The following is a 21,697-nucleotide window of genomic DNA, read 5'->3' as shown; positions in this document are numbered from 1 at the left end:
CAATGGATCGAAACAAGCGCCATCGCTCGTTTGATACATCGGCTGGAGAATGGATTGCGCTTATTCCGAACGAGTTGCAGGTCGATGCAGTAGGCTTGTGGCAGATTATTCCAGTGGGACGTCACGAGTTTGGATTCGAGGGACGAGATCTTGAAGAGTTCACTAGAGAGGCATTGAAAGGTCTGTTGGCCAAAGGGGCCATGCCGATCACAGGGCAGGAAAAAGTCTGGGTTTTCGAACCCCGCTATGGAACTAAGTCCAACGAAATAATCGACAGGGTTGTGAAGACTTGGCTGTCGGAAGGTATGCGTGAACCAGACGTCGGAGACGTCTGGTTCGGACTCACAGCCGTCGTAGGAAATTGAACTCAGGAGTGCATAATTGGAAACCGTGAAAATAAAATCTCCCGTCGATGGTTCGATCTATGCCGAACGGCCAATCGCCACGGACCAGGCGATCAATGCCGCGGTCGAGCGTGCCAAGGCGGCGCAGGAGAAATGGGCTGAGACGCCGATCGTCGAGCGCGGCAAATACATGCTTGCCATGCTGGAAGCGCTGGTCGCCATGACCGACGAGATCGTGCCGGAGATCGCCTGGCAGATGGGTCGTCCGGTGCGCTATGGCGGCGAGTTCGGCGGCGTCAGGGAACGTACCAGCTACATGGTCGAGATCGCCGAAGCGGCACTCAAGCCGGTGATGGCCTCCGATCCCAAGAACGGGTTTCGCCGCTATGTGAAGAAGGTGCCGCTCGGCGTGGTCATGGTGATTGCGCCGTGGAACTATCCCTATCTCACCGCCGTCAACACCATCGTGCCGGCGCTGATGGCCGGCAGTGCCGTCATCCTCAAGCACGCGGCGCAGACGCTGCTGGTCGGCGAACGTTTTCAACAGGCGTTCGACAAGGCCGGCCTGCCCAAGGGCCTGTTCCAGAACCTCGTCATGAACCACGCGCAGACCGAAAAACTGCTCGGCTCGGGCAAGATCGATCATGTCAATTTCACCGGCTCCGTCGCTGGCGGCCGCGCCATCGAGAAGGCCGCGGCAGGCACCTTCATGACGCTCGGCCTCGAACTCGGCGGCAAGGACCCGGCCTATGTCCTGGCCGATGCCAAGATGGACCATGCCGTCGCCAATCTGGTCGACGGCGCCTTCTACAATTCCGGCCAGTGCTGCTGCGGCATCGAACGCGTCTATGTCCACGAGAAGGTCTATGACGAATTCGTCGAAGGCTTCATCGCCGAAACCAAGAACTACGTCATCGGCAACCCGCTCGATCAGGCGACGACGATGGGGCCGATGGCCCAGGCGCGCTTCGCCGACCTGATCCGCGAGCAGAAGGCCGAGGCGCTGCGCAAGGGCGCCAGGGCACATATCAACATGAAGGTGGCCAATGACGAGCAAGGCTCGCCTTACCTAGCGCCGGAAGTGCTGACCGAGGTCGATCACCAGATGAGCGTCATGCGCGAGGAGAGCTTTGGGCCGATCGTCGGCATCATGAAGGTGCGCAATGACGAGGACGCGATCGCGCTGATGAACGACAGCCCCTACGGGCTGACGGCCTCGATCTGGACACGCGACACCGAGCATGCGGCGGCGATCGGCGATCGCATCGAGACCGGCACCGTGTTCATGAACCGCTGCGACTATCTCGATCCGGCGCTGGTCTGGACCGGCGTCAAAGACACCGGCAAGGGCGCTGCCCTGTCGGCCATCGGCTACGACAATCTGACGAGACCGAAATCATTTCACCTGCGTGAAGCCATCTGATTTTCTGAAAGACAAAAATGACAAAACTGATTTCCAAATGGAATTATCCGACAACCGTGCGCTTCGGCGCGGGGCGCATCAAGGAATTGCCTGATGTGCTTGATGCGACCGGCATCAAACGGCCGCTCTTCGTTACCGATCCAGGGCTGGCGAAGCTGCCGGTAGTCGCTTCTACCTTGAAGATCCTCGACGACGCCAAGGTACCCTATGGCGTGTTTTCCGAGGTCAAGCCTAACCCGGTGGATTCCAACCTGACCGCTGGCATTGCCGTTTTCAAGAAGGGCAAGCACGACGGAGTCATCGCCTTCGGCGGCGGCTCGGCGCTCGACCTCGGCAAGCTGATCGCCTTCCAGGCCGGCCAGACGCGGCCGGTCTGGGATTTCGAGGATGTCGGTGACTGGTGGACGCGCGCCAATTCCGACGCGATCGCACCGATCATCGCCGTGCCGACGACGGCCGGCACCGGATCGGAGGTCGGCCGCGCCGGCGTCATCACCAATGAAGCGACCTACACCAAGAAGGTCATCTTCCATCCGAAACTTTTGCCGGCTATCGTCATCGCCGATCCGGAACTGTCGGTCGGCATGCCGGGCTTCATCACCGCCGGCACCGGCATGGACGCGCTCGCCCACTGCCTCGAAGCCTATTGCGCGCCGGGCTATCATCCGATGGCCGACGGCATCGCGGTCGAAGGCGTGCGCCTCGTCTTCGAAAACCTGCCGAAAGCCTATGCCAACGGCAAGGATCTTGTCGCCCGCGCCCACATGATGAGTGCGGCAGCGATGGGTGCTGCCGCCTTCCAGAAGGGGCTGGGCGCCATCCACTCGCTGTCGCATCCGATCGGCGCGCTTTACGACACCCATCATGGCATGACCAACGCCGTGTTCATGCCTTATGTACTGGCCTTCAACCGCGACGCCATCGAGGTGCGCATCGCCCGGCTCGCGGCCTATTGCGGCATCAAGGGCGGCTTCGACGGCTTCGCCAAGGCCGTCATCAAGCTGCGCAAGGAATTGAAGGTGCCGCACGCGCTGCCGGGCCTGATCAAGGGGCTCGACATGGACAAGAAGCGCAAGGGCCTGATCGCCGACATGGCGGTGGTCGATCCGACCGCCGGCGGCAACCCGGTCAAGCTGACCAGGAAGGCGGCGCTGACGCTGCTCGACAATGCCATTGCCGGCACCGTTTGAGACGGTTTTCGCGCCGGAAATTGATCTGGGAAATGAGGGCAAAGAAAGGGGAAAGATGAAAGGTAAGACCGAAATTCATTAGCCGGAAAAAGAATCGCGGAGCGATTGCTACAGTTGGTTAAAAAGAGTTTACTTTTTGCACTGCAGGGCATCGCTTTCACGAAGCTTTCATCTGGCTGTCACACGAGAACGATACCGCATCGCAGGCGTCCAATGGCGTCAGTTCAACGGAGAGAACACATGTTCAAATTCACGGGAAAAGTGCTTTCCCTTACGGCCGTCGCCCTGATGGCGACCTCTGCCATCTCGTCGGCCCAGTCCATGGATGAACTGGTCGCCGCCGCCAAGGCGGAAGGCCAGCTCACCACCATCGCGCTGCCGCACAGCTGGTGCGGCTACGGCGACGTCATCGCCGGCTTCAAGGCGAAGTATCCGGAAATCACCATCAACGAGCTCAATCCCGATGCCGGCTCCGGCGACGAGATCGAGGCGATCAAGGCCAACAAGGACAATAAGGGCCCGCAGGCGCCTGATGTCATCGACGTCGGCCTGTCTTTTGGCCCGTCCGCCAAGGCAGACAGCCTGATCCAGCCCTACAAGGTGTCGACTTGGGATACGATCCCTGACAGCGCCAAGGATGCCGATGGCTACTGGTACGGCGACTACTATGGCGTGCTCGCCTTCGGCGTGAACAAGGCCGTCGTGCAGAACGCACCACAGGACTGGGCTGACCTGCAGAAGCCGGAATACGCCAACTCGGTGGCGCTCGCCGGTGACCCGCGCACGTCGAACAACGCCGTCATTTCGGTTTACGCTTCGGGCCTCGCGGCTGGCGGTACCGGCGGCCAGGACGCCGCAGCCAAGGGTCTGCAGTTCTTCAAGCAGCTCAACGATGCCGGCAACTTCGTGCCGGTCGAGGGTGAAGCGGCAGCTGTCGCCCAGGGCACGACACCAATCGTGATGAACTGGGACTACAACCTGCTTGCCATGCGCGACAAGATGGCCGGCAATCCGGAAATCGAAATCGTCGTGCCAAAGGGAGCGGTGGTCGCGGGCGTCTACGTACAGGCGATCAGCGCCTATGCGCCGCATCCGAACGCCGCCAAGCTGTGGATGGAGTATCTGTATTCAGACGAAGGCCAGCTCGGCTGGCTGAAGGGCTACTGCCACCCGATCCGCTTCAATGACCTCGCCAAGAAGGGCGTGATCCCGAAGGAGATGCTGGACAAGCTGCCGGCCGCCGAGACCTACGAAAAAGCGATATTCCCAACCTTGGAGGAACAGAACGCTGCCAAGAAGGAAATCAGCACGAACTGGGATGCCATCGTTGGCGCCGTCGTGAAGTAATTCATAGAGCGCCGGGCGGTTCGCCGCCCGGCGCCCTGTGCCAACTTCGGAAATTCCATGGCAGACTCCACAATGTCCCAGACAGCCAGCGTCAGTCCTGGCGCGCCGGAGATCAGCCGCCTTCGGCTGCCACTGCATTGGTTAGGCGTAACTCCGTTCTTCGTTTTCGCACTGATCTTTCTGATCTTGCCCACGGTAGGGCTGATCGCGGGCGCGTTCAAAAATGCAGCCGGCGACTATACGTTCGACAACATCATAGCGTTGTCGCAACCCAAGCTCGCCGCGGCCTATTGGGTATCCATTCAGATCAGCTTTGTCTCTGCGGTCCTTGGCGCCTTGATCGGCCTGGCAATGGCGGTGGCAGTGGTTCGCGGCGGCTTGCCGCCGTGGTTACGCTCGGCAACCTTGACCTTCTCGGGCGTCGCCTCGAATTTTGCCGGCGTACCGCTGGCATTCTCGTTCATCGCGACTCTAGGTCGGCTCGGAGTGGCGACGATCCTGTTGCGAGACATTTTCGGAATTAACATCTATTCGCTCGGCTTCAGTATCTTTTCGTTTTGGGGCCTGATCCTCACCTACCTCTATTTCCAGATTCCATTGATGATCGTCATCATCACGCCGGCGGTCGATGGGTTGAAGAAGGAATGGGGCGAAGCTGCCGCCACGCTCGGGGCAACCAATTGGCAATATTGGCGCATGGTGGTCATCCCGGTGTTATGGCCGAGCTTTCTCGGAACGACGGTCCTCCTCTTTGCCAACGCGTTCGGGGCGGTCGCAACGGCCTATGCACTGACGGGGCCGTCACTCAACATCGTGCCAATCCAGCTGTTCGCGCAGATTCGCGGCGACGTGCTTTACAATCCGAATCTAGGTTATGCGCTTGCATTCGGCATGATAGTCATCACCGGCTTGGCCAATCTCTTCTATATTTTGTTCCAACGGCGAGCCGAACGGTGGCTGAAATGAAGCAAGGCAGCCGTTTTTGGGCTTGGCTCGTTTTTGGCGTGGGAACCACCTATTTTATCCTGCCGCTTTTGGCGACCTTTGAATTCTCTTTGCGTAAGCGGCGAGGGGAATACTCCTTTGACGCCTACCGCTCAGTCTTCGGAGATCCGAATTTCCAGACGACATTTACCTATTCCGTCGTTGTGGCGGTCTTTACCATTCTTTTGGGCGTGCTCCTCGTTGTACCGACGGCCTACTGGATACGGCTGCGGCTACCGCATCTGCGGCCGGTCGTAGAGTTCATCACCCTGCTGCCGCTGGTTATCCCCGCTATCGTCATCGTCTTCGGCTACATCAGAATGTTCGGGTCGAATTCAACGCTGCCTTTTCTGGCGACAGCGCGCGGCACCGATGCTCTGCTGGTCATCGGCTATGCAGTGCTGGCGCTGCCCTATATGTACCGGGCGGTCGATACCGGTCTCAGGACCATCGACGTCAGAACGCTCACCGAAGCCGCACAAATCCTCGGCGCCGGCTGGACCACCATCATCGCCCGCATCATCCTGCCGAACGTACTGATCGCTGTCTTATCCGGCGCGTTCCTGAGTTTTGCCATCGTCATCGGCGAGTTCACCATGGCGTCGCTGCTGAATCGCCCGGCCTTCGGCCCCTATCTGCAGAACATCGGCGCCAACAGTGCCTATGAGCCGTCGGCACTGGCGCTCATTTCGTTCGCCATCACCTGGGGCTGCATGTCGCTGATCCAGATCCTGTCGCGTTTTGCGCCGCGATCGGCGAACCGGCCAAACTGATCGAAAAGTACTGACCGAAAGAAAAGCCATGGCCGAGCCATTCCTCTCCATCCAGCAGGTTCGAAAAGCCTTCGGCGCCACCACCGTCGTCCAGGACTTCAATCTCGACGTCGAGCCGGGCGAATTTGTCTCGTTCCTCGGGCCGTCGGGCTGCGGCAAGACGACGGTGCTGCGCATGGTCGCCGGCTTCGAGGAACCGAGCGCCGGCAAGATCGTCGTGGCCGGCAAGGACATCACCCGGCTCAAGCCCAACCAGCGCAATGTCGGCATGGTGTTCCAAGCCTATGCGCTGTTTCCCAACCTGACCGTAGCGCAGAACATCGGCTTCGGGCTGAAGGTCGCGGGCATGCCTAAGGCCGATGCCGACAGCCGCGTTGCCGAGATGCTCGACCTCATCAAGCTGCCGCAGATGGGCGACCGCTATCCCTATCAGCTCTCCGGCGGTCAACAGCAGCGTATCGCGCTGGCGCGGGCGATTGCGCCGAAACCGAAGCTCCTGCTGCTCGACGAACCGCTGTCGGCGCTCGACGCCAAGGTGCGCGTGTCGCTGCGCGAGGAAATCCGCTCGATCCAGAAGAAGCTCGGCATCACCACCGTCTTCGTCACCCACGACCAGGAAGAGGCGCTGTCGATCTCCGACCGCATCGCCGTCATGTATGGCGGCAAGGCCGAGCAGGTCGGCACGCCGTTCGAGATCTACAACCGGCCGGCAACCAAGTTCGTCGCCAATTTCGTCGGCACACTGAACGTGCTCGAAGGTACCGTCACCGACGCGGCGTCGGGCAAGGTACGCGTCAACGCGCAAGAGATCTCGCTGCAGGGAAAGCTCAACGGCTCCAAGTCCGGCGACACGCTGTCGCTGGCACTGCGGCCCGAGGCGATTTCGCTCGGCCGCCATCCTGGCCGAGACTCCAGCCTTTCGGGCGAGATCACCGAAGTGCATTTCCTCGGCTCGGTCATCCGGGTTCGCGTCGGCATCGGCGGCAGCACGGTGTCGCTCGACACGTTCAACAGCCCGGCCACCCCGCCGCCCGCCGTCGGCGAAAAGGCCGAGATTTCGTTCTCGTCGGGCGACATGCTGGTGCTGCACTGACCCGGAGAGAAACCGACAGGGCCGAAGCGTTCAGGCCGGCGGGATAAAAGGCTGCGAGATCGCCTGAAAGACGGGCAGGGCCTCCATCCGAGCGGCATGAGCCTCTAACGCCGGAAGGCCGACCAGCGGAACCATGCCCGGATGCGCTTCACCAAGGAAACGCAGCACGGCGGCAACCACGACATCGGCATGACCGATGCTATCGCCGAACCAATAGACCCCAGACCTCGCGGCGCGGTCCGCTTCCAATGCAGCCAGGACGCTCTCTATCTGCGTCCGGCAGCGGCCGACCCAAAGGTCGGAGACCTTCTCGTGCAAGCGCTTTTCGTAAAACAGGCTGACGCTCTTGTCGCCGAGCCCGGTGGCCAGGGCCGCAATCCCCAGCGCCTGATGGCGGGCGGGTTCGCCTGTCGGAAACATCCTTCGTTCGACCGCAACCAGGTTGTCCAGATAATCGAGCATCTGGTGGCTTTCCGTCAGCACCTCGCCGTTGTCCAGCACCAGTGTCGGCACCCTCGTCAGCGGGTTGTAGGAACGAATCTTGTCGGCATCGCCGAAGGCCGACCATGGCCGATGCTCGAAGGGGAGGCCGTAGAACGTCAGTGCGATGCCGACGCGGCGAACAAAAGGCGAGTCATACTGGCCAATAAGGATCATGATTGCTGTTATACGCCGGCGGCGCCTGAAGGCATACGGTCAGCCAGCCCGGCTGTGCTGGACAATCAACAGCATCCTGATTCTTTGCCACTGCCAACAATCGCGTTTCGTCGCTACGATGAAACATGGCCCTTTTCGAGCTTACCCTTGTTCTCCTGCTCATCGCCGTTGCGCTGACGGCGCTGTCGCGACGGCTGGAGGTTCCTTATCCGTCCCTGCTGGCTCTGGCCGGGGTTGGGATTGCCTTCGTGCCCGGTGCACCGACCATCGAGATCGACCCGGAACTGGCTCTTGCCCTATTCATCGCGCCGGTGCTTCTCGATGCCGCCTATGACACCTCGTTGCGCGACCTGAAGCGCTACCGGCTGTCGCTGGCGCTGCTGGCGCTTGGCGCCGTTGTCTTCACCACTGGGGTCGTTGCAGTCGTGGGCTGGAAGATGGCCGGTCTGCCGATCGCGGCGGCGATCGCGCTCGGCGCCATCGTCGCACCGCCGGACGCGGTGGCGGCAAGCGCCGTGCTCGGGCAGTTCAAGGTGCCGCACCGCCTCACCGCCATCCTGCAGGGCGAGAGTTTGCTCAACGATGCCACTGCGCTGTTGATCTACCGAATCGCGGTTTCGGCTGCCATCGGCTCGGTCATGCTCAAGGACGCTGTACCTGTAATCCTGCTGTCAACGGTTGGCAGCGTAGTCGCCGGCTATCTGTTCGGCCGCTTCTCGCTGCTGACGCTCTCGCGCATCGAGGATGCGGCAAGCAGCACGGTGGTGCAGTTTGCCGGAACCTTTGCCGTCTGGATCATTGCCGACAAGCTCGGCCTTTCAGCCATTATCACCATCGTCGTCTACGCCATCACCATCGCGCGCAGGGCGCCGCGCCGCATGTCGGCCAGAAGGCGCGTTAGCACCTATTCAGTCTGGGAGTCGGCGGTGTTCGTGCTCAACGTGCTGGCTTTCGTGCTGATGGGCCTGCAGGCCCGATCGATCGTCGGCCGGCTCTCCGGCGAAGGGCAAGGCGATGCATTTCTCTTCGCCGCAACGGTACTCGTAGTCGTCATCGTCGCGCGCCTCGTCTGGGTAACGAGTTACGTTGCGATCATAAGATGGTTTGCCCGCTTCGACGGCGAAGACAAAAGGCAAGATATGCCGACGTTTCGCGGCGCCGTGCTCGTCGGTTGGTGCGGCATGCGGGGGCTGGTGACGCTGGTGGTGGCCATTGCACTGCCGGCCGACTTCCCCGGCCGCGATCCGATCGTGCTTGCCGCCTTCGCCGTCGTGCTCGGCACGCTGGTGCTGCAAGGCATGACGCTGAAGCCGCTGCTGCGCCTGCTCAACTTCGATCCAGACACGACAGTCGATCGCGAAGTGGCGCAGGCGCGTGTCGCCATCATGCAGGCCGCGCTCAACGTGCTGAGCGGCAAGACATCGAATGCCGCTGCCGCCGTGCGCGAGCAATATACGGCCCAGCGCACGATCGCCGAAAACCCTGGGAACGCGCAGGCGGCGACGGAGTATGACCGGCTGCGCCTCTATGCCATCAACAGCCAGCGCGATGCACTGGAGGAACTGCGCCGGAACGGGACGATCGGTGACGAAGCCTATCATCGCCTGGAGGAAGAGATCGACTGGTCGGAACTGGCGGCGTCGCCGGCCGGGCGGTTCCAGCCGCTGACGACCTAGGGTGGGCTGATATTCAGGTGATGTCGGCCTGACCTGAATCTGAACACACCCTGGCCGGGGAGGGAAGCTGATTGCTGACTATCCGTGCTTGGCCCATACCCACCACCGTAGCGGTCCATTGCCAGGCTGCCGCCGGACCGCTACTGCCACATCGAAATTGAGCCGGGTAAGCGATGAAGCTGGTCAGCTACAACATCCAGTACGGCTTCGGCAGCGACGGCCGCTACGATCTCGCGCGCGCGGCACGCGTCGTGGCCGGCGCCGACATCATCGCCTTGCAAGAGGTGGAGCGGCACTGGCTGCGCAGCAGCGATGACGACCAGCCGGAACTTCTTTCGCGACTGCTGCCCGAATACTATTGGGTTTATGGGCCGGCCTTCGACATGGACGCCAGCGAGCGGCGTGACGGCCGCATCGTCAACCGGCGGCGGCAATTCGGCACCATGGTCCTGTCCAAGCTGCCGATCGTCTGGTCGCGCCTGCACACGCTGCCGCTGCGCCGCACCGTGCGTCCGCTCAACACCCGCAACGCAGCGCTGGAATGCATGATCCGCACGCCTGCCGGTCCGGTGCGGGTGCTGTCGCTGCATCTCGCGCATATTGCCGCCGAGGAGCGGCTGGAGCAGATCGATTACCTGCTCGCCGAGCATCGCCGCGCGCCGTACGACGGCGGCCCGTGGAGCGGCGCCGACGATGAGCCCGTGCGCAACTGGAGCAATGGCCAGCCGGAGCCGGAAAACCCGCTGGCGGCGATCTGGATGGGCGATTTCAACATGGAGCCAGGCAGCGCCGAGTACCGGCGCATCGTCGGCAGCACGCCCTATCATCGCGGTGCCGCCTATCTCGACGGTTTCGTCGATGCCGCCGCCGTCACCGGCGAACCGACGTCGGATTTCCACACCCATGTGAAAACCATCGACGGCAGGCTGATAAGGCGCCGGCTCGATCATTGCTTCGTCGGCGGGATGTTGGCGGGACGGGTGCGCTCGGTCAGCGCCGATATCGGCGAAGTCGCTTCGGATCATTTTCCGCTGCGGGTCGACATCGACCTGGAAACGCCGTTCGCGACGGGGGCCGGAGGCGGATGAGCCGCCGATGACCTTGTCCGTCTTCTTCGCGGTGCTTGCTGCCGCCGCCATGCACGCGATCTGGAACGCGCTGGTCAAGGTGCATCTCGACCGCTTCCTGTCGATCACGCTGATGACGCTCGGCATGGGCGCCGTGGCGCTTCTGGCGCTGCCTTTCGTCGGGGTGCCGAAAGCGGAAGTGTGGCCTTATATCATCGCCTCGATGATCTTCCACATGGGCTACAGGACGTTCCTGATCGGCGCCTACAAGGCCGGCGATTTCGCCCAGACCTATCCGCTGGCGCGCGGCACGGCACCGCTGCTGGCTGCACTTGGCGGCATCGTGGTCGTCGCCGAGGTACCGGCGCCACTCGCTATTCTCGGCATCGTCCTGCTGTCGGCGGGCACGCTGGTGCTGTCGTTTCGCGGCGGCGCACATCTGGAGAGGCTGAACCTGCGCGCGGTCGGCTTTGCGCTTGGCACCTCGATCTTCATCGCCGGCTATACGCTTTCCGACGGCAGCGGCGCGCGGCTGGCCGCTACCGCCTCAAGCTATGCGGCATGGCTGTTCGTCTGTGACGCGGCATGGGCGTTGGTGCTGTGCCTGATCTTTCGCGGACCAAAAGCGCTGCCGCTGCTGGCGCGCGACTGGAAGGCGGGCGTGTACACCGGCGTGCTCAGCGGCGCCGCCTACTGGATCGTGATGTGGGCGATGACCAAGGCGCCGATCGCCTCGGTCGCGGCGCTGCGCGAAACCTCGATCCTGTTCGCCATGATGATCTCGGTGTTTGCGCTCGGCGAGAAGATGACAGGATGGCGCGGTGCCGCCGTGCTCAGCATTGTTGCCGGCGTCGTCGCGCTGAGGCTCGGATAGGCTAAGCGCCTATGTCGAGGTCGAACACCATCAGCCCGTCGGTTCCGCCTTCAAGCGCCGCGACCAGCCGAGCGCCGGCTCGGCTGTGAGCCTCATGCACCAGATAGGCGTCGCGTGCGGCGGCATCGCGGAAGTCGATGGTGAAGCCGTGCGTGAAGCCGCGCGCGAACGGCTCTGGGCTGGTGTTGACGCTGAATTCGACCTTGCCCATACCGTCGATCACCCGCCGCAGCGCCTCAAGATCGGCATGGATTGCCGCGCGCTCGTCATCGGTGACGTCATTGCGGAATCGAACGAAAACACAGTGCCTGATCATTCTTGGGATCTCATGCCGCTTGGTTGGTGGAAAACACGGCCGGCGGCAGTGGTTCGCGGCCAAGGATCAGATCGGCCCCCTTTTCGCCGACCATGATGGTCGGCGCATTGGTGTTGGATGAGGGGATGCGCGGCATCACCGAGGCGTCGCAGACGCGCAACCCTTCGATGCCGCGCAGCCTGAGATCCGGCGTCACCACGCTCATCGCATCATGGCCCATGCGGCAGGTGCCGACAGGGTGATGGTCGGTCTTGGAACTGCGGCAGGCATAGTCGAACAGCTCGTCGTCGCTGGTGAGTTTCGGCCCCGGCAACACCTCGCGCAGCACATAAGGGGCAAGTGCCTTCTGCCGCATGATCTCGCGCGCCAGCCTGAGCCCCTTGATCGACATGTCGCGATCGTAGGGGTCTGACCAGTAATTCGGATCGATCAGCGGGTGGTCGGCAGGGTCGGCGCTGTTCAGCCGCACCGTGCCGCGCGAGCGCGGGCGCAGGAAAGCCGAGTTCAGCGTCACGCCCGGATTTTTCAGTTTTTCGACACCGGCCTCGATGCCGGAGCCGAGGCCGAGATGGAGCTGGATATCGGGCGAGGCAGCGGTCGGATCGGCGTACCAGAAGCCGCCGGTTTCGAACAGGCTGGAGGCAACGGGACCTTTTTTCAGCAGCAGGTACTGCAAGCCGGCCCACACCGTCCGGTGCAGCTTGGCGTAATTGTCGTAGGTGTGGTCGCCGGTGCATTCGGCAATGACGAACAGGTCGAGATGATCCTGCAGGTTGGAGCCGACGCCGGGCAGGTCGTGGACTAGCGTCACGCCGACCGACTTCAGGTGGTCGGCCGGGCCGATGCCCGATTGCATCAGCAGCTTCGGCGAGCCGATGGCGCCGGACGAGACGATCACTTCGCGCTCGGCACGCAGGGTCGTCGGCTGGCCGCCCGGCCTGTCGACGATCTCGACACCGACGGCGCGGCCGCTCTCGACGACGATGCGCGTCACCAGCACGCCGGTCCTGACGGTCAGGTTCTTGCGCTCGCGGATCGGCCTGAGATAGGCGACCGAGGCGGAGGAGCGTCTCGCGTCCTTCTGCGTCAATTGGTAATAACCGACGCCTTCTTGGGCTATCCCGTTGAAGTCCGGATTGAAGGGAATGCCCATCTCCTGTCCGGCGCGGAAATAAGCCTCGCAGATCGGCAGCGGCGCAATCGGGTTCGACACGCCGAGCGGACCCTGGTCGCCGTGAAAATCGTTGGCGTAGCGCTGGTTGTTCTCGGCCCGCTTGAAATAGGGCAGCACGTCGCGATAGCCCCAGCCGGCAAGGCCCTCTTCCTTCTCCCAGGCGTCGTAATCGCGGGCGTTGCCGCGTGTATAGATCTGGGCGTTGATGGAGGAGCCACCGCCGATCACCTTGGCCTGTGTGTACCGGAAGACGCGGTCCTTCGTGTGCTTTTGCGGCACGGTCGACCAGCCCCAGGCGGCGATGCCCTTGGTCATCTTGGCGAAACCGGCCGGCATGTGGATCAGCGGGTGCCAGTCCTTGCCGCCGGCCTCGAGCAGCAGCACCTGATGCGACGGATCTTCGCTCAGCCGGTTGGCCAGCACGCAGCCGGCCGGGCCGGCTCCGACGATGATGTAGTCGGTCATGGCGTCACCTGTTCACAGCCTCGGCACCGACAGCGCACCGTCGACATTGATGATCGAGCCGGTCGAAAAACCGAGCTTGCCGCCGGCGAGTGCCACTACGGCGGCGCCGACATCGGCGGCTTCGCCCCAGCGCTTCGCCGGCACCAGCCCGCCGTCGATCAGCGCGTCGTATTTGGCGGTGACGCCTGCGGTCATGTCGGTGCGGATGATGCCCGGCCGCACCTCGAACACACCGATATTTTCGGGAGCAAGCCGCAGCGCCAGGGTCTTCACCCACATCGAAAGCCCGGCTTTGGAGATGCAATAGTCGGCACGTTCGGGCGAGGCCATTTCGGCGCTGACCGAGGTGATGGTGATGATCGACCGGGGGTAGGCACCCGGCTCAGCAAGCATCGCCTTGGCGACGGCCTGGCTGAGGAAGACGGTGCCGCGCAGATTTATGGCGAGGATCCGGTCGAAATTTTCCGGTTTCAGTTCCAGCAGGTCGCCGCGTACCAGGGCGCCGATGCCGGCATTGTTGACCAGGCAGTCGATGCGGCCGAAGGCGCTTATCGCGGCATCGACCAGTGCTGCATGGCGGTCGAGATCGGCGATGTCGCCGCAATGGTAGGCGAATTTCGCGCCGCGGGCGGTGATGTCAGCGGCAAGCCCGTCGCCGGCTTTTTCGGCAAGGTCCACGACAAGGATATCGAAGCCCGCATCGGCCAGCGCTTCGGCGCAGGCAAGGCCGATGCCGCGCGCGCCGCCGGTAACGATGGCTGCCGGGCGGCTCATGCGACAAGCTCCGTCTTGCGGATGTGGTCGGCGACGCGCAGCGCTTGTGCTGCGATCGACAGTGCCGGATTGACCGCGGCCGAGTTCGGCAGGAAGCTAGCGTCGACGACAAACAGGTTGTGGTGGTCGAACGACCGGCAGAACGGGTCGAGCGGCGAGGTTGCCGGATCGTCGCCCATCTTGACCGTGCCGCACTGGTGCGATGGCGTGCGCTTGTCGAAAGGCCGCGACAGGACGATCGGATAGCCGCAGGCGCGGAAATTCTCGCGCATCACCTTGGTCAGCCCGTCGAGCGACTGCATATTGGAGCGCCGCCACTGCATGACGATGTCCTTGCCGTCGACCATGAAGCGGCTTTCGGGATCGGGCAGGTCCTCGCACATCAGGTACCAGTCGACGGCGTGGCCGGCCAGGAAATCCAGCGCGAATTTGGGTGCAAGCTTGACGTTGGCCCTCAGGATATAACCGTCGATCTTACCGAGAAGCTGGACGTTGCCGAGCGGCTTGCCGCCCTTGCCATCGGACAGATAATAGTCATTGAGCATCAGCGTTTTCTGGTAGACGGATGTGTTCCTGCGGCGCGGGTCGATCGCCAGCATGGCGCTCGAATTGTGGTTCATGAAGTTGCGGCCGACCTGGTCGGAACGGTTGGCGAGTCCGTTGCCGCCTCCCTTGCTGCTGGGGGAGGGCGAGCGCAGCAGGATGACCGCCGAATTGACCGCGCCGGCCGAGAGGATGACCAGCTTCGGCGTCACTTTCTTCAGCGTGCCATTCTGGCGATAATGAACGCCGGCGATCGTTCTGGCATCCGATGACGCTTCGAGATATTCGACATGGGCACCGGTCTCGAGCTTGATGTTCCGGTCGGCCAGTGCCGCCGCGAGCGGCCCCGTTTGGGCGTCGACCTTGCCGGTCCCGGTGTTGGGAAACGCGTCCCAGCCTGTCTTGCCGTCCTTCAGCCAGGCATCGATGTCGACGCCGAGCGGCAGCGATGCCGGGTGCAGGCCGAGGCCTTTGAGTTCGGCGCGGGCGCGGGCGATGGGCGGCTCGTCGGGCACCGGCCCGAAGGCATAGGGGATCGAGTGGAACGGCTCGGTCGGGTCTTCGCCGAGTGCGCCGCGCACGCGAAAAAGCTGCTCGGCCTTGGAATACCAAGGCTCGAATTCCTCATAGGAGAACGGCCAGGCCGGCGAGACGCCGCCATAGTGCTCCATGGCCGAAAAGTCTTCCCTGCGGTAGCGGATCAGCACCGCGCCATAGAATTTCGAATTGCCGCCGACATAGTAGTAGTTGCCGGGATTGAACGCAGCACCCCCGGCCTCGCGCCACATCTCCTTCGGCCGATAGTGGCCGTCGACGAAGATGGCGCGCGTGTCGCGCGTATGCGGCGTCGCCGGCAGTGGTTCGCCGCGCTCCAGCATCAGGATCGAGGCACCACTGCCGGCAAGGCCGGAAGCGATCGTGGCGCCGCCGATGCCGGAGCCGATGATGACGATGTCCGGGTTTGTCATGGCTGTCAGAGGATGCGGTTCTCGGTCGCCGGATCGAAGAACACCGCCTTGGTCAGGTTGAAGGCGAGCGGCGTGACCGTGCCCGGCTGGATATTTGCGTCGGCGCGCAGCCGCGCCACCACCGCCTTGCCGCCGAGATTGGTGACGGCGAAGGTATCGGAGCCGGCCGGTTCCACGACTTCGATGTGACAGTCGGCGGTGGCGATGTTCGATGCGTTGCGTTCGGCTCCTTCAGGATCGGTCAGGGCCTCGGGGCGGACGCCAAAAATGATCGGCTTGCTGTGGAATGCCGACAGACCCGTCGGCGCATCGGCCAGCGGCAGCGAGATCGGCTCGCGCGCCTCGCGCTGCAGCACCACGGAAAGCGCATTGCCATTGCCGCCGATCGTCGCCGGAATCAGATTCATCGCCGGCGAGCCCATGAAGTCGGCAACAAACAGGTTGGTCGGGTTGTTATAGATTTCGGCCGGCGTGCCGAACTGCTGCACCTCGCCATCGCGCATCACCGCGATCTTGGTGGCCAGCGTCATCGCTTCGATCTGGTCGTGGGTGACGTAGACGATTGTCGTGCCGGTGGTCGCGTGCAGCCGCTTGATCTCGATGCGCATGTCGACGCGCAGCTTGGCGTCGAGATTGGAGAGCGGCTCGTCGAAGAGAAAGAGCTTGGGGTCGCGCACCAGCGCGCGGCCCATGGCGACGCGCTGGCGCTGGCCGCCGGAGAGCTGGCTCGGCTTGCGCTGCAGGAGGTGGCCGATCTGCAGCACCTTCGCCACCTTGTCGATCGCCTTCTGGCGCTCCGCTGCCGGCACGCCGCGCATCTCCATGCCGAAGGCAATGTTCCCCGCGACGGTCATGTTCGGATAGAGCGCGTAGCTCTGGAACACCATGGCGATGTCGCGTTTCGAGGGGTGGAGATCGTTGATCGTCCGTCCATCGACACGGATTTCGCCTTCGGTGATGGTTTCGAGGCCGGCGATGGTGTTGAGCAAGGTCGACTTGCCGCAGCCGGACGGGCCGACCAGCACCAGGAAGCCGCCCTTTTCGAGATCGACGTCGATGCCCTTCAGGATCTCGACCGATCCGAACCGCTTCCTCAGCCCATTAATTTCGAGAAAAGCCATTCGATTATCCTTTGACGGCGCCGGCCATCAGGCCGCGCACAAAATAGCGGCCAGCGACCACATAGACGAGAAGGGTCGGCAGTGCGGCGATCATCGCTGCCGCCATGTTGACGTTGTATTCGACGACACCGGTCGAGGTATTGACGACGTTGTTCAGCGCCACGGTCATCGGCATCGCGTCACCGGTGCCGGCATAGGCCGAGGCGAACAGGAAGTCGTTCCAGATGTTGGTGAACTGGTAGATGACGGTGACGACGAAGATCGGCATCGAATTCGGCAGCATGATGCGCCGGAAGATCTGGAAGAAGCTGGCGCCGTCGACCTGTGCCGCCTTGACCAGTTCGGTCGGGAACGCCTCGTAATAATTGCGGAAGAACAAAGTGGTGAAGCCGAGCCCATAGACGACGTGGACAAAGACCAGATTGACCGTCGGATTGCCCAAGCCGAATGAAAATCCCGTGGCGTTTCGCAGCGTCACGCCGAAGCGGCCGAGGCTGCCGAGGATCGTTGCCATCGGCAACAGCACCGACTGGAACGGAATGAAGCAGGCAAACAGCATCAGCCCGAAGACCAGCGTGTGGCCGCGGAAGCGCCATTTGGTCAGGACATAGCCGTTGAGCGCGCCGAGCAGCGTCGAGATCAGCACCGCCGGAACCACCATCTTGATGGAATTCCAGAAATAGCCCTTGATGCCGGCGCAGGTCAGGCCGACGCAGGTCTCGCCCCACGCCTTCAGCCACGGCTCGAAGGTCGGCGCCTGCGGCAGCGCCAGCATGTTGCCGTTCTGGATCTCGTCCATCGTCTTGAACGAAGTCACCAGCATGACGAACAGCGGCATCAGGTAGAACAGCGCGAACAGCGCCAGCAGGCCGTAGATGACGATGCGGTTGACGGTCCTGGCGCTGATGCCGCCAGTGCGAGCGGGCGAGGCAATGACGCTCATCGCGGTCGCTCCCTGAGCTCGGAATAGAGATAGGGCACGATGATCGCGGTGATGGTCATCAGCATGATCACGGCGCTGGCCGAGCCGACGGCCATTTCGTTGCGCTTGAAGGTGTACTCATACATGAAGTTCGACGGCAGCCAGGCTGAGCCGCCCGGCCCGCCGCTGGTCAGTGCTACGACCAGATCGTAGGACTTGATGGCGAGGTGCGCGAGCACGATGAAGGCCGAGAGGAACACCGGCCGCAGCAGCGGGATGACGATGCGGCGATAGAGCTGGAACGTGGTTGCGCCGTCGATCTGCGCCGCCTTCATGATCTCCCCGTCGATGCCGCGAAGGCCGGCGAGGAACATCGCCATGACGAAGCCCGAGGCCTGCCAGACGCCGGCGATCACCACGGTGTAGATGACGAAATCCTTGTTCTTGATCCAGTCGAAATGGAAGCTCGTCCAGCCCCACTGGTGCAGCGTCTGCTCAAGGCCGAGGCCGGGATCGAGGAACCATTTCCAGGCGACGCCGGTGACGATGAAGGATAGCGCCATCGGGTAGAGGTAGATCGGCCGCAACATGCCTTCGCCGCGGATCTTCTGGTCGAGCAGGATGGCCAGGAAAAGGCCGAGCGCCAGGCAGATGAAGATGTAGAGAAAGCCGAAAATGCCCATATTGATAATCGAGGTGTACCAGCTCGATGGTGGGTCGCTTTCGAAGGTCCAGCGCCACAGCCGCTGATAGGCCCGCGGCCCGGTGAGCGCATAGGACGGGAAGGTCTTGGAATTGGTGAACGACAGATAGACCGTCCACAGGATGAAGCCGTAGACGAAGACGATTGTGATCGCAAAGCTTGGCGCCAGTACGATCTTCGGCAGCGCGTCCTGCAGGCGCGAACGCATGGAGACACCCGGGCGGGCATTATGCTCCGGCGTCAGCTTGATCTGGGTCGCGACCGTAGTCATGGGCTCCTCCCTCTCGGGTCCCTTCACCGCCAGGCGGGGAAGGATAACCCCGTCGAGACGGGGCGTGTTGGTTGATCGCCGGCGCCATTCCGACCAGAGGCCGACCATCCTGGCTTGGTGGAACCTTCCCCACCGGAGCGGGGAAGGTCCTTTCATGCCGGTTCTTATTTGGCGTCTTCGATTGCGTTAACCAGCTGGGTCACGGCCTCGTCCGAGGTCTTGATCTGGCCGTGGACGAACTTCGAGACGACGTCCTTATAGGCATTGGCGACAGCCGGCGGCGCGCCATAGCCTTGCGCCAGCGAACCGAACAGCGTGCCGCCTTCGTTGGCGGCCTTCAGGTCGGCCATGCCCTTCTTGCCGCAAGCGTCGAAGTCGGTGTCGGGCACGTCGGTGCGGGCCGGGACCGAGCCCTTGACGACGTTGAAAGCCGACTGGAAGCTCTTCGACAAAGTGGCGGTGGCCAAGGCGGCCTGGGCGGCCTTGCGGTCCTCAGGAACGTCGAACATGCCGAACATGTCGGAGTTGTAGACCACGCTGCCGTCGGTGCCCGGGAAGCGGTAGCACAGGAAGTCGGTGCCCGGGGTCTTCTTGGCGGCGTTGAATTCGCCCTTGGCCCAGTCGCCCATGACCTGCACCAGCGCATCGCCCTTGATGACCATGGCGGTGGCAAGGTTCCAGTCGCGGCCGGAGAAGTTCGGGTCGACATAGGTGACGAGCTTGGCAAGGTTGTCGAACGACTTCTTCATCGTGTCGGACTTCAGCTGCTCCTCGTCGAGGTCGTTGAAGGCCTTCTTGTAGAACTCAGGTCCGCCGGTCGACAGCACGACCGAATCGAACATGGTGGCTTCCTGCCAGTTCTGGCCGCCGAGCGCGAGCGGGATGACGCCCGCCGCCTTGGCCTTGTCGAGCAGCGCGATGAATTCGTCGAAGGTCTTGGGCTCGGTGCCGCCGATCTTGTCCATCACCGCCTTGTTGATCCACAGCCAGTTGACGGAGTGGACGTTGACCGGAGCCGCGACCCACTTGCCGTCATAGACCGAGAATTTCTGCAGGGCGGCCGGAACGGATTTGTCCCAGCCTTCCTTTACCGCCGTCTCGGTCAGGTCGCCCATCACGCCGGCCGCGGCATAATCGAGCACGGTATAGCCGAGCATCTGGGAGGCGGTCGGGTAGTTGCCGGCCGCGACCATCGCCTTCAGCGCGGTCATGGCGGCGTCGCCGCCGCCGCCGGCCACGGGCACGTCCTTCCAGGCAAAGCCTTGCTTGGCCAGATCCTCCTTGAGCACGTTCAAGGCAGCCGCTTCGCCGCCAGACGTCCACCAATGCAGCATCTCGACTTCCTTGACGTCCTGGGCATGGGCCGCGAACGCAAGACCCGAGCCGAGAGCCGTTCCGATAAGCAATTTGCGCAACATGTACTTCCTCCCTTGTTGCAGCTACACGACCGGCGATTGTCCGCCGGGTTCTTCCCAACTCAGCCGACCCACCATCCGGTGCGCTGGCCGCGATGAAACTGGATTGTCTTTTCTTCGGTATAGTCCTCAACGGCGCGCTTGCCGAGTTCGCGTCCCAGACCGGACTGCTTGTAGCCTCCGAAAGGCAGCTCGGGATAACCTTCCATGAACGTGTTCACCCAAACGGTTCCCGAACGCGCATTCCGCGCCACCGACATGCAGGTGTCGATGCTGGCGCTCCACACGCCCGCCGATAGACCATAAGGCGTGTTGTTGGCGATGCGCAACGCCTCTTCAATCGATCCAAACGTCAGCACCGACAGCACCGGTCCAAACACTTCTTCACGCGCAATGGCCATGTCTTCGGTGACGCCGCGAAGGATGGTCGGATCGAGATATTGACCGGCACTGGAGGCGATTTGCTTGCCGCCGCTATAGATGCTGCTGCCGTCGTTTGCCGCCGCCGCCACGTAGCCGGTCACCTTGGAAAGGTGCTCGGAAGAGATCATCGCGCCGACCTTGGTGCTGATATCGAGCGGATCGCCGACGGTGACCCTTGCGGTGAGCGCCTTCACTGCGCCGAGGAAGTCGTCGGCTATCGCCTCGTGGACGATTAGCCGGCTGCCGGCGTTGCAGCATTCGCCAGCGTTGAAAAAGCCGCCGAACACCGCCGCGTCGGCGGCGGCATCGAGGTCGGCGTCTGGAAAGACGATCTGGCCGTTCTTGCCGCCGAGCTCCATCGAGACTTTCTTCAGAGAGTTCGCAGCCGACGCCATGGTCATCTTGCCGACCCGGGTGGAGCCGGTGAACGACACCATCTCGACCAGCGGATGGCTGACCATCGCGGCGCCGACATCGGCGCCCAGACCAGCGAGGATGTTGACAACGCCATCCGGCAAGCCGGCCTGCATCAGGATGTCGCCGAGCACGAAGGTGGAGGCCGAGGTCATCTCGCTCGGCTTGACCACCGCCGTGCAGCCGGCGGCGAGCGCGAACGGTAGTTTCTGGCTGACGATGAGGAAGGGAAAATTCCACGGCGTGATGATCGAGACGACGCCGATCGGTTCACGCAGCACGACGCCCAGCATGGCGTCGCCGAGGTTGGCGTAGGTTTCGCCATGGAGCGTGCGGGCAAGCGCCGCGGCATAGCGCCAGATGTCGACGGCGCCGCCGATCTCGCCGCGCGCCTGGGCGATCGGCTTGCCGGATTCCAGCACGTCGAGCCGGGCGATCTCCTCGAGCCGCGCCTCGATCAGGTCCGCCGCCTTGAGCAGGATCGCTGCGCGCTCGCCGGCCTTCATGTGCGGCCAGGGGCCGGTCACGAAAGCCTTGTGCGCGGCGGTCACCGCCGCCTCGACGTCCGCTTCGCCGGCTTGCGCATAGCGCGAAACGGTGAAGCCGTGGCCGGGACTGTTGCGCTCCAGCGTGCGGCCGTCGCGGGCATCGACGAACTTGCCGTCGATCAGCAGCCGGTAGGTCTTCGGCGTCGCGGCTGCCTCGGCGGGCATGGCGATGGTGAGGGGCAAGTTCATGTGATTTCCAGGTTCCGCTCGCA

The 21,697-nt window shown here is 62.8% G+C and carries 20 protein-coding genes; 10 read left to right on the top strand and 10 right to left on the bottom strand.

What is annotated here, in order from left to right:
* Window positions 1-2: 2 nt before the first annotated feature.
* The 7 genes from BQ8482_RS23110 to BQ8482_RS23080 all read left to right on the top strand — a co-directional run bounded on the left by BQ8482_RS23110 (window position 3) and on the right by BQ8482_RS23080 (window position 7,154).
* Window positions 3-365 carry a hypothetical protein gene (locus BQ8482_RS23110; protein ID WP_123149688.1) on the top strand — a complete coding sequence of 121 codons (363 nt, stop codon included), beginning with the start codon at window positions 3-5 and terminating at the stop codon, window positions 363-365.
* 16 nt (window positions 366-381) lie between these two features.
* On the top strand, window positions 382-1,767 hold the full coding sequence (locus BQ8482_RS23105) for an aldehyde dehydrogenase family protein (RefSeq protein ID WP_123149687.1): 1,386 nt from the start codon (window positions 382-384) through the stop codon (window positions 1,765-1,767).
* Window positions 1,768-1,784: 17 nt separating this feature from the next.
* Window positions 1,785-2,957, top strand: coding sequence for an iron-containing alcohol dehydrogenase (locus BQ8482_RS23100; protein WP_123149686.1), 1,173 nt, complete (start codon window positions 1,785-1,787; stop codon window positions 2,955-2,957).
* A gap of 240 nt (window positions 2,958-3,197) precedes the next feature.
* Window positions 3,198-4,304 carry an ABC transporter substrate-binding protein gene (locus BQ8482_RS23095; RefSeq protein ID WP_123149685.1) on the top strand — a complete coding sequence of 369 codons (1,107 nt, stop codon included), beginning with the start codon at window positions 3,198-3,200 and terminating at the stop codon, window positions 4,302-4,304.
* 72 nt (window positions 4,305-4,376) lie between these two features.
* Entirely contained in the window at window positions 4,377-5,270 is an 894-nt protein-coding gene (locus BQ8482_RS23090) for an ABC transporter permease (RefSeq protein ID WP_244602942.1), read from the top strand.
* Window positions 5,267-6,061, top strand: coding sequence for an ABC transporter permease (locus BQ8482_RS23085; protein ID WP_123149683.1), 795 nt, complete (start codon window positions 5,267-5,269; stop codon window positions 6,059-6,061). Before BQ8482_RS23090 ends, BQ8482_RS23085 begins: the two co-directional genes overlap by 4 nt.
* A gap of 28 nt (window positions 6,062-6,089) precedes the next feature.
* Complete coding sequence (locus BQ8482_RS23080) at window positions 6,090-7,154, top strand: ABC transporter ATP-binding protein (RefSeq protein ID WP_123149682.1); 1,065 nt, start codon at window positions 6,090-6,092, stop codon at window positions 7,152-7,154.
* 30 nt (window positions 7,155-7,184) lie between these two features.
* Here BQ8482_RS23080 and BQ8482_RS23075 read toward each other — a convergent pair whose 3' ends face one another.
* The gene (locus BQ8482_RS23075; protein WP_123149681.1) at window positions 7,185-7,811 is read right to left on the bottom strand and encodes a glutathione S-transferase family protein; all 627 of its coding nucleotides are present in this window, start codon (window positions 7,809-7,811) and stop codon (window positions 7,185-7,187) included.
* Between the two features lie 125 nt (window positions 7,812-7,936).
* Between BQ8482_RS23075 and BQ8482_RS23070 the strand changes: the two genes are divergently transcribed.
* The 3 genes from BQ8482_RS23070 to BQ8482_RS23060 all read left to right on the top strand — a co-directional run bounded on the left by BQ8482_RS23070 (window position 7,937) and on the right by BQ8482_RS23060 (window position 11,428).
* Complete coding sequence (locus BQ8482_RS23070) at window positions 7,937-9,487, top strand: cation:proton antiporter (RefSeq protein WP_123149680.1); 1,551 nt, start codon at window positions 7,937-7,939, stop codon at window positions 9,485-9,487.
* Window positions 9,488-9,660: 173 nt separating this feature from the next.
* Window positions 9,661-10,575, top strand: a complete 915-nt coding sequence (locus BQ8482_RS23065; protein ID WP_123149679.1) for an endonuclease/exonuclease/phosphatase family protein — start codon at window positions 9,661-9,663, stop codon at window positions 10,573-10,575.
* 7 nt (window positions 10,576-10,582) lie between these two features.
* Window positions 10,583-11,428, top strand: a complete 846-nt coding sequence (locus tag BQ8482_RS23060; protein WP_123149678.1) for an EamA family transporter — start codon at window positions 10,583-10,585, stop codon at window positions 11,426-11,428.
* Window position 11,429: 1 nt separating this feature from the next.
* Here the strand turns inward: BQ8482_RS23060 and BQ8482_RS23055 are convergent, their stop codons facing one another.
* The 9 genes from BQ8482_RS23055 to BQ8482_RS23015 all read right to left on the bottom strand — a co-directional run bounded on the left by BQ8482_RS23055 (window position 11,430) and on the right by BQ8482_RS23015 (window position 21,674).
* Window positions 11,430-11,744: a Dabb family protein gene (locus BQ8482_RS23055; RefSeq protein ID WP_123149677.1), complete on the bottom strand. Its 315-nt coding sequence runs from the start codon at window positions 11,742-11,744 to the stop codon at window positions 11,430-11,432.
* Between the two features lie 10 nt (window positions 11,745-11,754).
* Window positions 11,755-13,383 (bottom strand): GMC family oxidoreductase, encoded by a 1,629-nt coding sequence (locus tag BQ8482_RS23050; RefSeq protein ID WP_123149676.1) that lies wholly within the window; start codon window positions 13,381-13,383, stop codon window positions 11,755-11,757.
* A gap of 12 nt (window positions 13,384-13,395) precedes the next feature.
* A complete protein-coding gene (locus BQ8482_RS23045; RefSeq protein WP_123149675.1) occupies window positions 13,396-14,157 on the bottom strand; it encodes a 3-ketoacyl-ACP reductase in 762 nt (253 codons plus the stop codon).
* Window positions 14,154-15,668, bottom strand: a complete 1,515-nt coding sequence (locus tag BQ8482_RS23040; protein ID WP_123149674.1) for an FAD-dependent oxidoreductase — start codon at window positions 15,666-15,668, stop codon at window positions 14,154-14,156. The genes BQ8482_RS23045 and BQ8482_RS23040 overlap by 4 nt, the downstream gene beginning before the upstream one ends.
* A gap of 5 nt (window positions 15,669-15,673) precedes the next feature.
* Window positions 15,674-16,789 (bottom strand): ABC transporter ATP-binding protein, encoded by a 1,116-nt coding sequence (locus BQ8482_RS23035; protein ID WP_123149673.1) that lies wholly within the window; start codon window positions 16,787-16,789, stop codon window positions 15,674-15,676.
* A gap of 4 nt (window positions 16,790-16,793) precedes the next feature.
* On the bottom strand, window positions 16,794-17,732 hold the full coding sequence (locus BQ8482_RS23030) for a carbohydrate ABC transporter permease (protein ID WP_123149672.1): 939 nt from the start codon (window positions 17,730-17,732) through the stop codon (window positions 16,794-16,796).
* A complete protein-coding gene (locus BQ8482_RS23025) occupies window positions 17,729-18,685 on the bottom strand; it encodes a carbohydrate ABC transporter permease (protein WP_123149721.1) in 957 nt (318 codons plus the stop codon). Before BQ8482_RS23025 ends, BQ8482_RS23030 begins: the two co-directional genes overlap by 4 nt.
* Window positions 18,686-18,849: 164 nt before the next feature.
* Window positions 18,850-20,103 carry an ABC transporter substrate-binding protein gene (locus tag BQ8482_RS23020; protein ID WP_091600411.1) on the bottom strand — a complete coding sequence of 418 codons (1,254 nt, stop codon included), beginning with the start codon at window positions 20,101-20,103 and terminating at the stop codon, window positions 18,850-18,852.
* 59 nt (window positions 20,104-20,162) lie between these two features.
* Window positions 20,163-21,674: an aldehyde dehydrogenase family protein gene (locus tag BQ8482_RS23015; RefSeq protein WP_123149671.1), complete on the bottom strand. Its 1,512-nt coding sequence runs from the start codon at window positions 21,672-21,674 to the stop codon at window positions 20,163-20,165.
* Between the last annotated feature and the right edge of the window lie 23 nt (window positions 21,675-21,697).

It is taken from the genome of Mesorhizobium delmotii (assembly GCF_900149755.1).
Taxonomy (GTDB): domain Bacteria; phylum Pseudomonadota; class Alphaproteobacteria; order Rhizobiales; family Rhizobiaceae; genus Mesorhizobium; species Mesorhizobium delmotii.
Note: the sequence above shows the minus strand (reverse complement) of the source record. Positions and strands in the feature narration are given on the sequence as shown.

What these genes read in the sequence shown, in the direction of transcription:
- BQ8482_RS23110 (WP_123149688.1), top strand. Translation starts at nt 3, where the DNA reads ATGGATCGAAACAAGCGCCATCGCTCGTTTGATACATCGGCTGGAGAA.
- BQ8482_RS23100 (WP_123149686.1), top strand. Translation starts at nt 1,785, where the DNA reads ATGACAAAACTGATTTCCAAATGGAATTATCCGACAACCGTGCGCTTC.
- BQ8482_RS23095 (WP_123149685.1), top strand. Translation starts at nt 3,198, where the DNA reads ATGTTCAAATTCACGGGAAAAGTGCTTTCCCTTACGGCCGTCGCCCTG.
- BQ8482_RS23090 (WP_244602942.1), top strand. Translation starts at nt 4,377, where the DNA reads ATGTCCCAGACAGCCAGCGTCAGTCCTGGCGCGCCGGAGATCAGCCGC.
- BQ8482_RS23085 (WP_123149683.1), top strand. Translation starts at nt 5,267, where the DNA reads ATGAAGCAAGGCAGCCGTTTTTGGGCTTGGCTCGTTTTTGGCGTGGGA.
- BQ8482_RS23080 (WP_123149682.1), top strand. Translation starts at nt 6,090, where the DNA reads ATGGCCGAGCCATTCCTCTCCATCCAGCAGGTTCGAAAAGCCTTCGGC.
- BQ8482_RS23075 (WP_123149681.1), bottom strand. Translation starts at nt 7,811, where the DNA reads ATGATCCTTATTGGCCAGTATGACTCGCCTTTTGTTCGCCGCGTCGGC.
- BQ8482_RS23070 (WP_123149680.1), top strand. Translation starts at nt 7,937, where the DNA reads ATGGCCCTTTTCGAGCTTACCCTTGTTCTCCTGCTCATCGCCGTTGCG.
- BQ8482_RS23065 (WP_123149679.1), top strand. Translation starts at nt 9,661, where the DNA reads ATGAAGCTGGTCAGCTACAACATCCAGTACGGCTTCGGCAGCGACGGC.
- BQ8482_RS23060 (WP_123149678.1), top strand. Translation starts at nt 10,583, where the DNA reads ATGACCTTGTCCGTCTTCTTCGCGGTGCTTGCTGCCGCCGCCATGCAC.
- BQ8482_RS23055 (WP_123149677.1), bottom strand. Translation starts at nt 11,744, where the DNA reads ATGATCAGGCACTGTGTTTTCGTTCGATTCCGCAATGACGTCACCGAT.
- BQ8482_RS23050 (WP_123149676.1), bottom strand. Translation starts at nt 13,383, where the DNA reads ATGACCGACTACATCATCGTCGGAGCCGGCCCGGCCGGCTGCGTGCTG.
- BQ8482_RS23045 (WP_123149675.1), bottom strand. Translation starts at nt 14,157, where the DNA reads ATGAGCCGCCCGGCAGCCATCGTTACCGGCGGCGCGCGCGGCATCGGC.
- BQ8482_RS23040 (WP_123149674.1), bottom strand. Translation starts at nt 15,668, where the DNA reads ATGACAAACCCGGACATCGTCATCATCGGCTCCGGCATCGGCGGCGCC.
- BQ8482_RS23035 (WP_123149673.1), bottom strand. Translation starts at nt 16,789, where the DNA reads ATGGCTTTTCTCGAAATTAATGGGCTGAGGAAGCGGTTCGGATCGGTC.
- BQ8482_RS23030 (WP_123149672.1), bottom strand. Translation starts at nt 17,732, where the DNA reads ATGAGCGTCATTGCCTCGCCCGCTCGCACTGGCGGCATCAGCGCCAGG.
- BQ8482_RS23025 (WP_123149721.1), bottom strand. Translation starts at nt 18,685, where the DNA reads ATGACTACGGTCGCGACCCAGATCAAGCTGACGCCGGAGCATAATGCC.
- BQ8482_RS23020 (WP_091600411.1), bottom strand. Translation starts at nt 20,103, where the DNA reads ATGTTGCGCAAATTGCTTATCGGAACGGCTCTCGGCTCGGGTCTTGCG.
- BQ8482_RS23015 (WP_123149671.1), bottom strand. Translation starts at nt 21,674, where the DNA reads ATGAACTTGCCCCTCACCATCGCCATGCCCGCCGAGGCAGCCGCGACG.